The 16462-nt window shown below is 40.9% G+C and carries 18 protein-coding genes; 12 read left to right on the plus strand and 6 right to left on the minus strand.

Features of this window, described 5'->3' with window-relative positions:
- Positions 1-5: 5 nt before the first annotated feature.
- Positions 6-983 (minus strand): 4-hydroxy-3-methylbut-2-enyl diphosphate reductase, encoded by a 978-nt coding sequence (locus tag ACFOZY_RS11790; RefSeq protein ID WP_378155659.1) that lies wholly within the window; start codon positions 981-983, stop codon positions 6-8.
- Between the two features lie 60 nt (positions 984-1043).
- Positions 1044-1625: a VrrA/YqfQ family protein gene (vrrA, locus tag ACFOZY_RS11795; protein WP_378155661.1), complete on the minus strand. Its 582-nt coding sequence runs from the start codon at positions 1623-1625 to the stop codon at positions 1044-1046.
- 111 nt (positions 1626-1736) lie between these two features.
- On the opposite strand from vrrA, the gene ACFOZY_RS11800 reads away from it, so the two are divergent.
- The 3 genes from ACFOZY_RS11800 (at position 1737) to ACFOZY_RS11810 (ending at position 4370) form a co-directional block, all read left to right on the plus strand.
- Positions 1737-3032 carry a DEAD/DEAH box helicase gene (locus ACFOZY_RS11800; protein ID WP_378155663.1) on the plus strand — a complete coding sequence of 432 codons (1296 nt, stop codon included), beginning with the start codon at positions 1737-1739 and terminating at the stop codon, positions 3030-3032.
- Positions 3033-3044: 12 nt separating this feature from the next.
- A complete protein-coding gene (locus ACFOZY_RS11805; protein WP_378155665.1) occupies positions 3045-3932 on the plus strand; it encodes a deoxyribonuclease IV in 888 nt (295 codons plus the stop codon).
- A 102-nt stretch (positions 3933-4034) separates the two neighbouring features.
- Positions 4035-4370 (plus strand): YqzG/YhdC family protein, encoded by a 336-nt coding sequence (locus ACFOZY_RS11810; RefSeq protein ID WP_378155667.1) that lies wholly within the window; start codon positions 4035-4037, stop codon positions 4368-4370.
- Here ACFOZY_RS11810 and ACFOZY_RS11815 read toward each other — a convergent pair.
- Positions 4361-4615 carry a hypothetical protein gene (locus tag ACFOZY_RS11815; RefSeq protein ID WP_378155669.1) on the minus strand — a complete coding sequence of 85 codons (255 nt, stop codon included), beginning with the start codon at positions 4613-4615 and terminating at the stop codon, positions 4361-4363. The two genes, ACFOZY_RS11810 and ACFOZY_RS11815, sit on opposite strands and share 10 nt — an antisense overlap.
- A 103-nt stretch (positions 4616-4718) precedes the next feature.
- Here ACFOZY_RS11815 and ACFOZY_RS11820 point away from each other — a divergent pair, with 103 nt between their 5' ends.
- The 3 genes from ACFOZY_RS11820 to ACFOZY_RS11830 are packed head-to-tail and all read left to right on the plus strand — an operon-like array spanning position 4719 to position 6789.
- The gene (locus ACFOZY_RS11820; RefSeq protein WP_378155672.1) at positions 4719-5486 is read left to right on the plus strand and encodes a metal ABC transporter ATP-binding protein; all 768 of its coding nucleotides are present in this window, start codon (positions 4719-4721) and stop codon (positions 5484-5486) included.
- Entirely contained in the window at positions 5483-6349 is an 867-nt protein-coding gene (locus tag ACFOZY_RS11825; protein ID WP_378155674.1) for a metal ABC transporter permease, read from the plus strand. The genes ACFOZY_RS11820 and ACFOZY_RS11825 overlap by 4 nt, the downstream gene beginning before the upstream one ends.
- Positions 6346-6789 (plus strand): Fur family transcriptional regulator, encoded by a 444-nt coding sequence (locus ACFOZY_RS11830; RefSeq protein WP_378155677.1) that lies wholly within the window; start codon positions 6346-6348, stop codon positions 6787-6789. Before ACFOZY_RS11825 ends, ACFOZY_RS11830 begins: the two co-directional genes overlap by 4 nt.
- A gap of 2 nt (positions 6790-6791) precedes the next feature.
- On the opposite strand, the gene ACFOZY_RS11835 is transcribed toward ACFOZY_RS11830, so the two are convergent.
- From ACFOZY_RS11835 to ACFOZY_RS11845, 3 genes are all read right to left on the minus strand, one after another.
- The gene (locus ACFOZY_RS11835) at positions 6792-7376 is read right to left on the minus strand and encodes a 5' nucleotidase, NT5C type (protein WP_378155679.1); all 585 of its coding nucleotides are present in this window, start codon (positions 7374-7376) and stop codon (positions 6792-6794) included.
- Positions 7373-8494: a flavodoxin-dependent (E)-4-hydroxy-3-methylbut-2-enyl-diphosphate synthase gene (ispG, locus tag ACFOZY_RS11840; protein WP_378155681.1), complete on the minus strand. Its 1122-nt coding sequence runs from the start codon at positions 8492-8494 to the stop codon at positions 7373-7375. The genes ACFOZY_RS11835 and ispG overlap by 4 nt, the downstream gene beginning before the upstream one ends.
- Before the next feature lie 89 nt (positions 8495-8583).
- Positions 8584-8922 (minus strand): hypothetical protein, encoded by a 339-nt coding sequence (locus ACFOZY_RS11845; RefSeq protein WP_378155683.1) that lies wholly within the window; start codon positions 8920-8922, stop codon positions 8584-8586.
- A 188-nt stretch (positions 8923-9110) separates the two neighbouring features.
- Between ACFOZY_RS11845 and ACFOZY_RS11850 the strand changes: the two genes are divergently transcribed.
- The 6 genes from ACFOZY_RS11850 to pstC all read left to right on the plus strand — a co-directional run bounded on the left by ACFOZY_RS11850 (position 9111) and on the right by pstC (position 16461).
- Positions 9111-10745 (plus strand): Na/Pi cotransporter family protein, encoded by a 1635-nt coding sequence (locus ACFOZY_RS11850; protein WP_378156148.1) that lies wholly within the window; start codon positions 9111-9113, stop codon positions 10743-10745.
- A gap of 18 nt (positions 10746-10763) precedes the next feature.
- Positions 10764-11240, plus strand: coding sequence for a DUF456 domain-containing protein (locus ACFOZY_RS11855; protein ID WP_378155685.1), 477 nt, complete (start codon positions 10764-10766; stop codon positions 11238-11240).
- 104 nt (positions 11241-11344) lie between these two features.
- Positions 11345-11953: a superoxide dismutase SodA gene (gene sodA, locus ACFOZY_RS11860; RefSeq protein ID WP_378155687.1), complete on the plus strand. Its 609-nt coding sequence runs from the start codon at positions 11345-11347 to the stop codon at positions 11951-11953.
- 95 nt (positions 11954-12048) lie between these two features.
- Complete coding sequence (locus ACFOZY_RS11865) at positions 12049-14283, plus strand: peptidoglycan D,D-transpeptidase FtsI family protein (protein WP_378155689.1); 2235 nt, start codon at positions 12049-12051, stop codon at positions 14281-14283.
- 196 nt (positions 14284-14479) lie between these two features.
- On the plus strand, positions 14480-15439 hold the full coding sequence (locus ACFOZY_RS11870; RefSeq protein ID WP_378155691.1) for a PstS family phosphate ABC transporter substrate-binding protein: 960 nt from the start codon (positions 14480-14482) through the stop codon (positions 15437-15439).
- Positions 15440-15513: 74 nt separating this feature from the next.
- The gene (gene pstC / locus ACFOZY_RS11875; protein ID WP_378155693.1) at positions 15514-16461 is read left to right on the plus strand and encodes a phosphate ABC transporter permease subunit PstC; all 948 of its coding nucleotides are present in this window, start codon (positions 15514-15516) and stop codon (positions 16459-16461) included.
- Position 16462: the final 1 nt, after the last annotated feature.

A 16462-nucleotide genomic window follows, 5' to 3' on the forward strand; every position in this document is an offset into this window, starting at 1 on the left:
TTTATTTAGGATACCGGGTAAGGTTCAATACGGTTAACCGGTTTGGGTTCCTTGATTTTCGGCAAGATTTTATTTATAGCGATGGTCCGTTCAATGGTATGGGTTTCCGGATTCTCCGGATCATATTTCTCAAGGAATTGAATGACCTCTTTGACAATCGGCGTCGGAGTGGAGGCACCAGCTGTAACAGCAACTGTATTTATGCCTTCCAGCCAATCTAGTTTCAGTTCTGAAATATCCGCAATCCGATATGATTTTGTACCTGCAATTTCCTCGGACACTTGAGTTAAGCGATTTGAGTTATTACTCATCGGGTCTCCTACGACGATCAGTAGTTCCGCTTCTCCTGCTTGATCAGCTACAGCCTCTTGGCGTACTTGAGTTGCAAGACAGATTTCCTTATGAACCTCAATATGTGGGAAACGTTCTTGAAGACGTTCAATCATATGAACCACATCCCATTGACTCATAGTAGTCTGGTTTGTGACTAATAGCTTCTCGTGAACAAGTTCAAGTGCTTCGACATCTTCAAGGGATGTAATCAACTTCACTTTGTCTGGAGCCACTCCAATTGCACCTTCCGGCTCTGGATGTCCTTTTTTGCCGATATAGAGGATATAATACCCTTCGGCCGTTTTTTCGCGGATTAAGTCGTGAGTGCTTGTAACATCCGGACAAGTTGCATCGATTGAAACAAGGCCTTTTTTACGAGCGAGCTCTCTTACTTCCGGGGATACACCATGGGCAGTGAAGATGACGGTTCCTTGTTCTACTTTATTCAAGATGTCCAAACGGTTTTCGCCATCAAGAGTAATAATGCCTTCCTGTTCAAAAGCATCTGTTACATGCTTATTGTGGACAATCATGCCCAAAATATATATAGGGCGGGGCAATGACTTATCGAGTGATGCATTACGTGCAATGACCATAGCATCCACGACACCATAGCAATAGCCCCGCGGAGTTATCTTCAACACTTTCATTCAATCTCACTCCTTCGGATACTATCCATTATAACGGAGTGGACCTAATAATTCAAAGCTTCATACAGGCGGCTGGAAAATGCGGGGTGTGGAAGCCAGCGGGGCCGCCGTATCTGCAGCACTCGTAGCGGCTGCTACTGAAGCGGCACCGGCTGAAGGGGCTGATGAAAATCCTCTATAGATGTTTAGTAATGCAGGGATGTTTTGAAGCATTGGTGCAAAACGGTTAATGATTGGAGCATATTGTTGTGCTGTGGACATAAATCTGTCGGCAGTTTGAAGATAATACTCCAATTTGGAACCACCACCACCCGGTGCTCCCGGTCCACCCGGTCCAGCTTGACCGCCACCTAAGAATCCTGGCCTACCTTGGTTGCTTCCTCTACCACCTCTTGAGAATCCTGGTCCTGATTGGCCGGACGGACCGAACGGACCTGGTCTGCTATCGCCGCCCGTCAGTCCCAACCAGTTAGGTCCTGCATGACCACCTGTCGGTCCTAACCAATTTGGTCCTGCATGGCCTCCAGTAGGCCCGAATTGTCCTGGTCCTGCTGAACCACCATGCTGCCAGCCTCCGAAAGGTGCCGCATGTTGGGAAGGTTGAGAGTTCTGTTCAAATGGATAAAATGGACGGTATTTCATTCGAATCTCCTTTCTTTCGAATTGACATCGCAATATCACTTTCTATAATATGCAATTGCTCAACTAAATGTCCGAAACATGGTACAATGATGAAACGTTAGGAGTGACAGTATGTCGAATTTTAAAGATTATAATTTCCAGCCTTTTTTACTGAAGGCGATTGAGGAGTTGGGCTTTACAGAGCCGACCCCAATCCAGCAACAAATGATCCCGTTAATCATGAAAGGGAAAAGTGCAATTGGTCAATCGCATACCGGTACCGGAAAAACACATAGTTTCCTCATCCCGATTGTAGAAAAAATCGATCCAGCAAAAATGGAGGTACAAGCTATCATAACTTCACCGACCAGAGAGCTTGCAACCCAGATTTACAATGAGTTAGACAAGCTGATCGGTGATACGGAAATTCAAACAAAATTGCTCATCGGTGGGACGGATAAGAATAGGTCAATTGAAAAATTGAAAACACAGCCGCAAATTGTAGTCGGTACACCTGGACGTATTCGAGATCTTGTAGAAGAGAACGCATTACTTGTTCATACGGCACCGATTTTAGTTGTGGATGAAGCTGACCTTGCTTTTGATATGGGCTTCATCGAAGATATCGATAAATTTGCATCTCGCATGCCTGAACAGCTTGACATGTATGTCTTTTCAGCTACAATCCCTGAAAAACTTCAACCATTTCTAAATAAATACATGGAATCTCCAGAGCATATTAAAATTGGCGATAAGCGCCCGGTTGCAGAAGGAATCCACTTTTCACTTGTACCGATTCGCAGTCAGTCAAGAAAAAACAAACTTCTCCATGTCATCAAAGCTATTAACCCTTATTTAGCTGTGATTTTCGTCAATACTCGAAATAACGCGGAGGAAGTTTCGCATTACTTGACAGGCCAGGGGATTAAAAATGCACAAATTCACGGTGCCTTAACACCGAGGGACCGAAAACGTGTAATGAAGCAAATCAGAGATTTGGAATTTCAATTTATCGTTGCTACAGATCTTGCTGCCCGAGGTATAGATATTCCAGGAATCAGCCATGTCATCAACTTCGAACTTCCTGAAGACCTTGAATTTTTCATTCATCGGGTGGGCAGAACTGCTCGTGCAGGTTTAAAGGGTACCGCAATCACGCTATATGGTCCAAGTGATGAACATGCAATCATCAAGATAGAAAAAATGGGCATCCCGTTTGTCCATCAGGATGTAAAAGACGGAGAATGGATTGACTTGAAAGAACGCCATTCACGTAAGAATCGGACAAAAGGTCAAGATGAGATCGATCTAAAAGCAAAATCACTTGTTCAGAAACCAGGTAAAGTCAAGCCGGGATATAAGAAAAAGATGCAGCGGCAAGTAGAAACTATTAAAAAAAGAGAACGCCGTATAAACAAAAAGAAATAGGGGGAGAGATTGTTGCTGATAGGTTCACATGTTTCTATGAGTGGGAAGAAGATGCTTCTTGCTGCAAGCGAAGAGGCGGTTTCATACGGTGCATCGACATTTATGATCTATACAGGTGCCCCTCAAAATACAAGAAGAAAACCGATAGAAGAACTGAATATCGCGCAAGGAATATTACACATGGAAGAGCATGGCATTTCCAATATTGTTGTGCATGCACCGTATATCATTAATATTGCAAATACAGTAAAACCAGAAACTTTTGAACTTGGGGTTGAATTCTTACAGAAAGAGATCATCAGAACAGCAGCTGTAGGTTCATCCCAAATTGTTTTACATCCCGGTGCGCATGTAGGTGCAGGAGCGGATGAGGGAATTAAAAAGATCATTGAGGGCTTGAATGAAGTCTTGACAGAGGATTATCCGGTAAATATTGCTCTTGAGACTATGGCAGGTAAAGGATCTGAATGTGGACGGACATTCGATGAATTGGCGAAAATCATTGATGGGGTGACTCATAATGAGCGGCTTACCGTTTGTTTCGATACTTGTCATACACACGATGCAGGATATGACCTTGTAAATGACTTTGACGGAGTTTTAGAAGAATTTGACCGTTTAATTGGGTTGGACAGACTAGCGGTACTTCATATTAATGACAGTAAAAATGAACGCGGTGCCGCAAAAGACCGTCATGAAAATATCGGTTTTGGTCATATTGGATTTGAAGCCTTGTCTTATATCGTCCATCATGAACAGTTGAAGCATATACCAAAAATCTTAGAAACGCCTTATATTGGTTCGGATGCAAAAACTAAAAAGCCGCCTTATAAACATGAAATTGCTATGTTGAAAGCGAAAAAGTTTGCACCTGAAGAATTAGACTTATTACGAGTATAAATTCAAAGAAAAAGTGTATCCTCGGATGTTGGGGATACACTTTTTCTTTTTGCAGAATAGAGACTGGTTTTCGGTGGACACTAATATAAAAAGGAGTCTCTCATGAAAAATTTATTCTTTTCAGCTGCGATGATCTTGTTGTCTTTGTTTGGGCATGACATCATTCTGCCAGTATCAAAAATGGTTTCAGATATACAAGAACCTGCATATGCAAAATGGGGAAGAATAGCGTTAGAACAGGCAAAAGAGCGTTATCCTAATGCGGAAATTATTGATTATCTTCACGTAGGCCGCAGGGATATGGATGACACGGCTATGGAGACGTTTAAACTCTGGATTCGTGAATCCGAGAGGGAGTTCGGCGTATTCGTCATGATTGAATTCAATCCCGAGAACGATTCTATTAAGAGAATCGAGTTTATAGAAACTCAGAACTGATTTTTATAGCCATTTAGTTGATCGAAAATACGATTTGCTTTTTCTTTACCCAAGATTTTTTCAATTCGTTCAATAATCGATTTCGGTACACCGATAATGAGCCAATGAAAAGAAAACTCCTCAAGAAGTGGTCTTAACTTTTTAATTTCGGATTTCGATAACGGAATTCCGTTGGCCTTTGCCAATTTTTCCACTTCCGAATCCGATTTTTGGCGAATTTCATTAATCAATTGTAAAATGTCCATCTTTTCATCCTTTCAAACTCACATGATTTACAAATCATGAACTCTCCTATATAATAACTCTTTGTAAATCGTAATCATTACTTTTTAGAAAAGGGGCGACTCAATGGACGCGCCATATATTGATATAGAAGATGTAAATTTTCATTATGAACATACTTCGGTATTAAGGGATATTTCCTTGATTGTATCGAAAGGGGATTTCTTAAGTATTATTGGACCGAATGGTTCTGGGAAATCCACTCTAATTAAGCTTATGCTCGGATTATTGAGACCGACCTCAGGTTCAGTTAAACTTTTTGGGGAACCGGCTCATAAGTTTAGTCATCGTGAATGGATCGGTTATGTTTCTCAAAAATCAAATGCCTTTAATACTTCATTTCCAGCAACTGTTTTGGAAGTGGTCATGAGCGGCTTAGCTAAGAAAAGAGGTCTGTTTAGAAAATACTCAGCTGAAGATCGCCATGGAGCGATGGAAGCATTAAAAGCTGTGGATATGGATCCTTATGCTTCTCGTAATATTGGGAACTTATCCGGTGGTCAACAGCAACGCGTCTTCATCGCAAGAGCGTTGATTAGCCATCCGAAAATGCTTATTTTGGATGAGCCTACCGTAGGAATTGACCGTCAACATGTTCAATCTTTTTATGATATGCTTGCACAGCTGAACCGTGACCGACAAATAACAATGGTGTTAGTGACTCATGATGTAGACACTGTATCAGATCGAATCAGCCATGTCGCTTGCTTGAATCAGACGATTCATTTTCACGGGGTTGGCAAGGAATTTGATCGAATCAGTGATAATCAGCTGCAGTCCTGGTATGGTCATTCCGTTAGAAAAGTGCACCATACTACGGAGGACTTATCATGATCGCATCTATTTTACAATATGAATTCCTTCAAAATGCATTTGCTTCAGGTATTATCATCGGTTTCATCGCACCTTTGTTGGGTGTATTCATTGTTGTCAGGAAATTGTCATTAATAGCTGATGCTCTGAGTCATGTGACTTTAGCAGGGATTGCAGGGAGTCTCTATTTGAGCCAAAGCGTAGCGTCCTTGGCGTTGTTAAATCCAATTTACTTAGGAATTGCTGCGTCAGTGGCAGGCTCATTAATGATTGAAAGGCTAAGAAGTTTATATAAGAATTTTGAGGAACTGGCGATACCGATTATCCTCTCTGCAGGAATTGGTTTCGGAGCTATTTTCATCTCTTTGGCCCAAGGGTTCAGTTCAGATTTGTTCGGCTACCTTTTCGGTTCAGTTTCTGCGGTAAGCCGGCAAGATTTGTACGTTATTATCGGAATTGCTGTAGTCGTAATTATTTTCCTATTTTCATTGTATAAGGAGCTTTTCGTTCTCTCTTTTGATGAGGAGTATGCAAAAGTAAGCGGCATCGGTTCAAAATGGATCCATGTTTTATTTATGATTGTTACAGCACTTGTCATCGCTGGCTCTATGCGAATCGTTGGAATCCTTTTAGTTTCGTCTATGATGACTTTACCGGTCGCTGCAAGTTTACAAATCGCCAAAGGCTTCAAACAGGCAATTGCGTACTCTGTCATATTTGGCGAAATTGCAGTCCTGATCGGACTTGTAACAGCATATTACCTTGAACTTGCACCCGGTGGAACAATAGTTGTTTCGTCGATTGCCATCTTACTCATCATCCTTCTTGGGAAACGAATCTATTTGGCTTTCGGTAAAGAACAAAGGGGAGGCGTTCCAGAGTGAATATTTCAAAAGCATGGGAAATCTTAAAAGAATATGGATACAAAAAAACGGATAAGCGGGAACGGATTTTATCCCTTTTTTCTGAAACAGACCGTTATTTAACGGCAAGAGATTTGTTAGATGATATGATGAAAGATTACCCTGGGATGAGCTATGACACTATATATAGAAATCTATCGACCTTTGTTGACTTGAAAATATTAGAGGAAACAGAACTATCAGGTGAACGGCATTTCCGCATGCAATGTGATGTCGAACATCATCACCATCATTTCATTTGTCTCGATTGTGGAAAGATTAAAGAGATTCATATGTGTCCGATGGATCAATTAAAGGAAGCTCTTCCTTCCTATACAATTGAGAATCATAAATTTGAAATCTACGGTAAATGTCCGGATTGCAATATTGATCAAAACAATAAAAGCGCAATGAGTGTGTAAACTCATTGCGCTTTTTCGATTGCAAATTCTTGTTCGATTATATGTTTTGCTTCCTTCCAGTTGCTTACCCGGAAGACTCCATCCGGAATGGGATCCCGATTGTACGGTGCATCAAAAAGAATGACCGGAATCTTAAGTTCCTCGTGGATAGCTACGGCATTATCGTGCTTGTCTTCAAAGAAGGCATGTACTCCATGCATCTTAGCTGTAGCAATCTTATTATGTGTACCAATCAATTCTATATGGTCATAGACCACTTCATGCTCCAAGAACCATTTGTACGTTATATCCTGTACATTACTACCGCGTGCTGATATGAAATATAATTCATACCGATCGTTCCATTCCGATAGAACTTCACGGGCATCATCGCGAATAGGGGAGGTTGCATAAATTTCAGGCTCTGATATTTTGAACCACTTACCAAACTCTAAAGGATCAATATCCGGTAATGCCTTTGTTAAATCATATTCCTGGATATCTTCCAACACCAAATTCCTTTTAAATGCCTGGTTAATATGAGGAAGGAGGGAGGTGGGACAAGTAACTGTCCCATCTATATCGATACCGAACCGATATTTTCTCAATTCGACGTTTCTCCTGCAAGTTCAAGCTCTTCTAATCTTTTCTTTTCAAAGTATTCTTGAGCAATAATGTCGATTTCCTTCTTCAATTCATCAACCATTGTCTCTTCCGGTACTTTGCGAACAGTTTTTCCGTGACGGAATAACAATCCTTCACCACGGGCACCGGCTATACCGATATCTGCTTCACGTGCTTCACCAGGACCGTTTACAGCACAGCCTAATACGGCTACTTTAATCGGAGCTTTAATGTGGGAGATATATTCTTCCACCTCATTCGCAATAGAAATCAGGTCGATTTCAATCCGGCCGCATGTCGGGCATGAGATCAATGTTGCTGCATTTGAAGAAAGGCCGAAAACTTTTAATAATTCACGTGCAACTTTGATTTCTTCTACAGGGTCCGCACTAAGAGAAATCCGTAGAGTATTTCCAATACCAGCGCTCAGTAAGGCGCCAAGACCTGCTGCACTTTTAACAGTACCGGCGAAAAGTGTTCCGGATTCTGTAATTCCTAAATGGAGTGGATAAGGAATGACTTCAGCCGCTTTCTTATAAGCTTCGATCGCCAAGTTAACATCTGATGCTTTTAAAGAAACAATAATATCGTGGAAATCAAGATCTTCTAATATCTTGATATGATGTAGAGCACTTTCCACCATTCCTTCCGCAGTAGGATATCCATACTTTTGAAGAATATGCTTCTCAAGGGAACCTGCGTTAACACCAATACGAATTGGAATCCCTTTCGCCTTAGCCGCATTAACTACCGCTTCAACCTTTTCACGGCGCCCGATATTGCCCGGGTTAATCCGAATTTTATCCGCACCTTGCTCAATTGCAATCAAAGCCAATTTATAGTCAAAGTGAATATCTACTACTAATGGAATGTTGATTCGCTTTTTTATTTCCCCAATTGCATAAGCAGCGCGCTCATCCGGGCAAGCTACACGTACAACTTGGCAACCTGCTTCTTCTAAGCGAAGGATCTGTTCAACTGTCGCGTCGACGTCGTGTGTTTTTGTCGTAGTCATACTTTGGATGAATAACTCGTCGCTTCCACCTATAGTCAAATTCCCTACACGTACTGGACGCGTTTGAGAACGATGAATAATACTCATGAAAGATTCTCTCCTTTTCAGGCTATAGCCTCACTGCTCTTATTTTATCAACTATTGTGTCGAAAATACAAGAGAGAAAGACCTCTCTATCATTGACAGCTACCTAAAGACTGGTAAATCGGCAATTGTAAAGTTTCACCATAGGCAAAATCCTGGTTTTGTAAATGGGGGTTCAATTTATAAAAATCACTTAGTCGCTCGATGAATGATTTTCCTTCAGCGGGGTAAAGTGCAAATAAAGTATAAATGGTATCCCCAGGAAGAGTTTGAACGGCAATAGAAGTCATTTCAACTGATTCTTCATTTTTAGAGCAAGCTTCAACTTCCTTTGAATAAAAGGCGGCTAATGGGATTGTACCTTCGGCCATATCTATTTTGAGGAAGTAGAAACAAATGAGAATGATGGCAGCTAAACTTAAGATTCGCATAGTGCTTGCCTCCTTTTCCCCAATATATGATTCCGAATCTATTTCATGATTCATTTGAACAAAATGTTTCAAAAAATAAAGCATAATTGTAAAGGCTTTGTAAATTTTATGTTTACAATCTTTACAGATGTCGTCTTTCCTCTAATAATGGGGAAGATGCTAAAAAGAACTGGGAGTTGAAACGTATCGTGGAAATGAATTGGCAGGAAATGCTGTTCGAATTTTTAGGTGGTCTTGGTATTTTCCTATTTGCAATAAAGTTTATGGGAGACGGACTACAAAAAGCCGCAGGGGATCGTCTTCGTGACATAATCGACCGTTTTACAACAAATCCATTCATGGGTGTACTTGTCGGGATTTTAGTTACGGTTCTTATTCAGTCCAGCTCAGGGACTACTGTAATCGTAGTTGGTTTAGTAAGTTCTGGCTTCATGACGCTCCGTCAAGCGATTGGCGTCATCATGGGTGCCAATATAGGAACAACTGTTACAGCTTTTATTATCGGGATTGATGTAGGGGAATATGCTCTACCGATTATGGCTATTGGTGCATTTTTAATCTTCTTCTTTAAAAAGAACACCCTCAAGAATTTAGGAGAAGTTATTTTTGGTTTTGGCGGTCTATTTTTAGGGCTGGAATTGATGAGTGGTGGTATGAAGCCATTACGTGAGCTACCCGCCTTTATCGATTTAACAGTTTCCATGAGTGAACATGCTACCCTTGGGGTTGTAATTGGAACACTTTTCACTGTTGTCGTTCAAAGTTCAAGTGCGACTGTCGGGATTTTGCAGGAATTATATTCGACAGGACTTGTCGATTTAAGAGCTGCTCTACCAGTTTTATTCGGTGATAATATCGGAACGACCATTACAGCAGTATTGGCTTCAATTGGGGCTTCCATTGCGGCTAAGCGGGCTGCTGCTACACATGTTCTATTCAATGTGCTTGGTACAGTCGTTTTCTTAGTCATAATAGCTCCATTTACAATGTATATTGAATGGTTGACTGGGGTACTGGGGTTGGAGGAGAAAATGCAGATTGCTTTTGCTCATGGCTCATTTAATGTACTGAACACAGTCTTACAATTCCCATTAATCGGTGCTTGGGCATGGCTTGTTACAAAACTGATTCCTGGCGAAGAAGTTACAATTGAATTTAAGCCTAAACACTTGGATCCACATTTCATTGAACAATCTCCATCCATCGCACTTGGACAAGCGAAGGAAGAAATTTTACGTATGGGTGAATTTAGCGTTACAGGTTTAAAAGAGACATACGAGTATTTAATCACAAGCAATAAGAAACATGCCGAAACTGCTTATCAAGTAGAAGATGCATTAAATAATCTTGACCGGAAAATTACGGATTATCTTGTTATGATTCCGGCAAGTAATATTTCTTCTGCAGAATCACAAAGCCATCGTGAACTGATGGATAATGTTCGTGATATCGAGCGTATTGGTGACCATTTTGAAAACATAATCGAATTGATCGATTATAAAGAGTCGAACCGCTTAAAATTAACGAGCGATGGTATGGACAACCTGACTGAAATGTTTACGTTAACAATTGAAACAGTTTCGAAAGCCATTAAGGCGTTGGATGATCAAGACAATGAGCTTGCTCGCGAAGTTGCAGAAAAGGAAGACTTGCTTGATAAGATGGAACGCAAATTCCGTAAACTTCATATTAATCGTGTAAATGAAGGCATTTGTTCAGGACAAGCAGGAATTGTGTTTGTCGATATTATCAGCAATTTGGAACGTATTGGTGACCACGCCGTCAATATCGCAGAGTCGGTACTTGGAGAGCGGGTTGACTAATAGTAGGAGGTAATACGGGTGGACGTGTTCGGTTGGATTCTAATTGGATTATGCTTTGTCATTGCGTTTGTCGGATTGGTCTACCCGATCATACCGTCAGCAATCTTCCTCTTCGGTGGTTTTTTGTTATACGGCGTTTTCTTTACCTTTGATCTACCGTGGTGGTTCTGGGTTGCTGAAGTTATGTTCCTCCTATTGCTCTTCGGAGCGGATATGATGAGTAATGCATTCGGTGTAAAGAAATTCGGAGGTTCCAAAGCCGGAATATGGGGAAGTACGATTGGGCTCTTGATCGGACCCTTCGTAATCCCGGCTTTTGGAATTTTGATCGGGCCATTCGCTGGAGCGGTTATCGCAGAATTGCTTATATCAAGGAGCGGATTTAAACAGTCGATCCGAACCGGTATAGGTTCACTGATCGGGTTCTTAACATCTGTCGTAACAAAGGGAGCAATACAAGTAGTAATGCTGATTATCTTTTTCTTAGTTGTGTAAGTTCATATGTGACTTTTGTGTAGGAGCATTTTAATTGAATGCTCCTATTTTATTTGATACGCTAAATTTGCAAATACATTTATAGTTCTGAGGAGGATGTAACAATGGCTTACGAATTACCACAATTACCTTACGCGTACGATGCATTAGAACCACACATCGACAAAGAAACGATGAATATCCATCATACGAAACACCACAACACGTATGTAACAAACTTGAACAACGCTGTGTCCGGAAAAGGGGACTTGGAAAACAAATCTGTTGAAGAGTTAATCTCCAATATGGATGCTGTCCCGGAAGATATCCGTACAGCAGTTCGAAATAATGGTGGCGGTCACGCGAACCACTCATTCTTCTGGCAAATCCTTTCTCCTAATGGAGGCGGAAATCCTTCTGGTGCTTTAGCTGAAGCAATCAACAGCAAGTTCGGCAGTTTTGAAGCATTCCAAGAAGAGTTTGCAAAAGCTGCAGCTGGCCGTTTCGGTTCAGGTTGGGCATGGTTAGTAGTCGACAATGGCGAATTAGCGATTACTTCTACACCAAACCAAGACTCTCCATTAATGGAAGGTAAAACTCCAGTTCTTGGCCTGGATGTTTGGGAGCATGCTTACTACCTGAACTATCAAAACCGCCGTCCAGACTACGTAAAAGCGTTCTGGAACGTGGTAAACTGGGAAGAAGTCGGCAAACGTTACGAATCAGCAAAATAAGGAAATCTATGCAACAAAGCACACGCCTTTTACGTCATAAAGGTGTGTGCTTTTTTCATGGAGATGGTATACTACAATTTGTGTAATCTAAGGAGGTGGGTAGGCTGAGAAAGTCAACGAAGAAACGAAAAAGCCTAAAAGCAAAACAAAGACAGCATATCGCATTCCGGATGAATATATTATTCTTCTCGATCTTCATTCTATTCTCGCTTCTTATATTCCGCTTAGGATACTTACAGATTGTAAAAGGTGAAGACTATGTAAGAGCATTGGAACGGACGGAAGAAATCCCAGTTAACACCAGCGTTCCTCGAGGAAGAATTTATGATAAATATGGCCGGATTTTAGTGGATAATGAACCGAAAAATGCCATTACATATACGAAAATGCAAGATACGAAGCAGACAGATATGCTTGAAATCGCAAAGAAACTTGCAAAGTTAATCGACCTGAAGTCTGATCGTGTTACATTGCGGGATAAGCAGGATTTCTGGATTACGAATAATCGGGATGCTGCTTACGAAAAAGTTCCAGAAGATGAACAAAAGGAAATTCAGGCAATTGAGGATTTATCAGAAAAAGAGGTACAACAGGAAATAGATAAACGGGTACGCGAACGGATTACTCAAGAAGAACTTGATACTCTAACTGAAACTGATCTTGAAGTGCTAGCTATATACCGTGAGATGCTTTCTGGATACGCCTTAGCTCCACAAATTATCAAGAGTGATGTAGAGCCTGCCGAATTTGCCCGTGTATCTGAACGATTGGGAGAGCTTCCGGGAGTTAATACTACAACTGACTGGGAACGGGTCAAAAATGTACCGAAGGGAACAGTAGCAATATTAGGAGGTACAACTACCCCTCAAAAAGGGATACCTGCAGATAAGCTCGATTATTTCCTGGCCCGGGGATATTCACGTAATGACCGTGTAGGCACAAGCTATTTGGAATTCCAATACGAAGAAGTACTCCAAGGACAAAAAACAGTCGTCAAGAACTTGACCAATAGTAAAGGGCAAGTTGTGGATACCGTTCCTGTAATTGAAGGGAAACCTGGGAAGGATCTCGTATTGACGATTGATAGTGAATTACAGTTGGAAGTTGAAAAGATTGTAGAAAAAAACTTATTGGATGCTAAAAAGAAGCCGGGTACTAAATATTTGGATCGTGCATTCATCATCATGATGGATCCGAAAACTGGTGATGTACTATCAATGGTAGGAAAGCAATTATACAAAGACGAAGCAGGGAAAACTCAATTTTTAGATTACTCTTATGGAAGTTTTACAACCGCGTACGAAGCGGGTTCTGTTGTAAAACCTGCCACGATTTTAACGGCTTATCAAAATGATATTATAGAACCTGGAACAACACTAATTGACGAACCGATTAAATTGGCGGGTACGAATGGAACGAAGAGTTCTGTATTTAACCGGAGTGGCCGGATTCCTGTAAACGATTTATACGCAATTGAGCGGTCCTCAAACGTTTATATGTTCAAGATCGCCCTGTTATCAGCCGGTTTGCAATATACTCCGAATATGCCATTACGGGTGATGCCGGAGAAGCTTAACTTATTTAGAAGCGGCTTTTCACAGTTTGGTTTAGGGGTGAACACAGGAATAGACTTACCAAATGAAGTAACAGGTGTCCAAAGTGATTTAAAAGATGGTGGTAATCTGCTTGACTATACCATTGGCCAGTTTGACACATATACTCCGCTTCAATTAGCTCAGTATGTTTCAACTATTGCAAATGGTGGATATCGGATTCAGCCTCATATTGTAAAAGAGATCAGGGAACCTTCAGAAGATGGAGTTTCCATGGGACCAGTTATTCAAGAAATAGGTCCAGTCATTTTAAATAGGGTCAATAATTCTGATAATGAAATTAACCGGATTAAAGAAGGGATGAAACGGGTCTATTATGGAGACCGTGGTTCTGCCCGATCTTGGTTCAAGGACACGGATTATGTCGCAGCAGGTAAGACGGGAACAGCCCAGTCATTCGCTTATGATGAAAAGGAAAAAAAGGTTCATGAAACGTTGAATGTATCTCATATCGGATTTGCGCCATTTGATAATCCGGAAGTGGCCTATGCGATCGTTGTTCCATATGTAACGACAGATGATGATCATACTACGTATGTAAACAATATGATTGCCCGCCAAGCACTTGATAAGTATTTTGAACTAAAAGAAAAGAACATGAAAAATGGATTAATGGAAGAAGCTGTTCCACAACCCATCAAACCTTCCATTACGGATGTACGAATTCAAGAGACAGAAGAAGAAGAGGAAACTATTACGACAAATCCAGAAAACTAATGAAGAACCTGCCATTTGCAGGTTCTTTTTTTATCTTTAAAAAAGGTAATGGATGGAGAGTAGATTTATAAATAAGACTTTACAAACGTGACCCATGGTTTACAAACCCTTAACATTCCCTTTATACACCCTCAATATAAACACTTTATAGTAAGGATTGTAGTAAAAATCACACTCTATCAGGGGGTAAAACAGAATGAAATTGTTCAAGGGATTTTTAATGACATCTGTACTTGGCGGTGCACTTCTTCTTGGTGCATGCGGTAGTGACGGAGCAGCAACTGATGGCGATAAAAACAACGGAGATGGCGGTAAGGATGCTGCACAACTTTCCGGTCAAGTAAATGGTGATGGATCTTCTACTGTAGCTCCAATCATGGAAGCAGTAGTTGAAGAATACGCAGGTGAACAACCGGATGTAAAAGTTTCCGTTGGGGTTTCCGGTACAGGTGGAGGATTTGAGAAGTTCATCGCTGGAGAAACTGATTTCTCAAATGCATCTCGCCCGATTAAAGACGAAGAAGCTCAAAAGTTGGCTGATGCAGGAATTGAATATACTGAGTTGCAAGTTGCCTACGATGGTCTGACAGTGGTTGTAAATCCTGAGAACGACTGGGCTGCAGAATTGACTGTAGATCAATTGAAAAAAATCTGGGTCGAAGATGGCACTACAAAGAAATGGTCTGACATCGATCCGTCTTGGCCTGATGAGGAAATCGTTTTCTATTCCCCAGGTACTGATTCTGGAACGTATGACTATTTCGATGAAGTCATTCTTGATGGTGAAGACCTTGTGAAAAACGCTACTCTTTCTGAAGATGACAACATGCTTGTACAAGGTGTAGCTGGTGATAAAAACGCAATCGGATTCTTCGGTTATGCATACTACCTTGAAAACCAAGATAGTTTACAAGCTGTAACAATCGATGGAGTAGAACCGAATAATGAAACAATTGAATCCGGTGAATATACTCCACTTTCCCGTCCTTTGTTCGTCTATGTAAGCAACAAAGCTTATGCTGAAGATGAAGCCGTTAAAAACTTCATCGATTACTCAATCGATGTTGCGGGAGATATGGCTGAAGCAGTAGGTTATGTTCGATTGCCTGACGAAGAGTACGATAAAGCACGTGAAGCATTATCTTCAATTAAATAATACGGTTGAGATGATTGTGATGGGGAGAGTATTTCTTCCCGTCATTTCATCCGTTTTTGAAAGGAGTACTAAGGATGGCCATTAATCAAAACTCTCAGAGACCTTCTGTTCAAGATCTGATAGCTGATGCGAAAAGTAAAAGAAAAATAAAAAACGGTGAAAAGTTGGTCCCAGTCATCTTGTTATTAGTAACATTAGTGTCAATCCTAACAACGGTTGGAATTGTTTTAACTCTTATCTTTGAAACAGGCATATTCTTTTCTGAAGTACCCATCAAGGAATATTTGTTCGGAACCGAATGGTATCCTTTCTCGGGTAAAGAACCTCAGTTTGGAGTTTTACCTTTAATCGCAGGTACATTGAAAGTCACATTCATTGCTGTCCTTTTTGCAGTACCACTTGGTTTAGCGGCTGCTATTTACTTGAGTGAGTATGCGAATGACAAAACAAAACGCGTGTTAAAACCCGTATTAGAAGTTTTGGCAGGAGTCCCGACAATCGTCTATGGTTTCTTCGCTTTGACATTTGTTACTCCATTACTTCAACAAATTATCCCTTCGCTTAAAATCTTCAATGCACTTAGTGCAGGTCTTGTTGTAGGGATTATGATCCTGCCAATGATTGTTTCATTGTCAGAAGATGCTCTTTCCGCTGTACCAGAGTCGTTACGGGAAGGTGCTTATGCGTTAGGGGCAACAAAATTCGAAACATCAATTAAAATTGTTCTTCCAGCAGCTATTTCAGGTGTCGTCGCTTCGATAGTTTTAGCATCCTCCCGTGCTATTGGTGAGACAATGATCGTATCTTTGGCCGCTGGTTCGACACCGACGTGGGATATGAATATTACGGGATCAATACAGACCATGACTTCCTACATCGTTCAAGTGTCATCTGGAGATGCCGGTTATGGAACGACCATTTACTATTCTATTTATGCAGTCGGTTTTACATTGTTCCTGTTCACACTCTTGATGAACTTTATCGCAGCAAGAATTTCAAAAAGGTTCAGGGAGGAGTATTAAG

Source organism: Chungangia koreensis (genome assembly GCF_042651785.1).
GTDB lineage: Bacteria > Bacillota > Bacilli > Bacillales_A > Planococcaceae > Chungangia > Chungangia koreensis.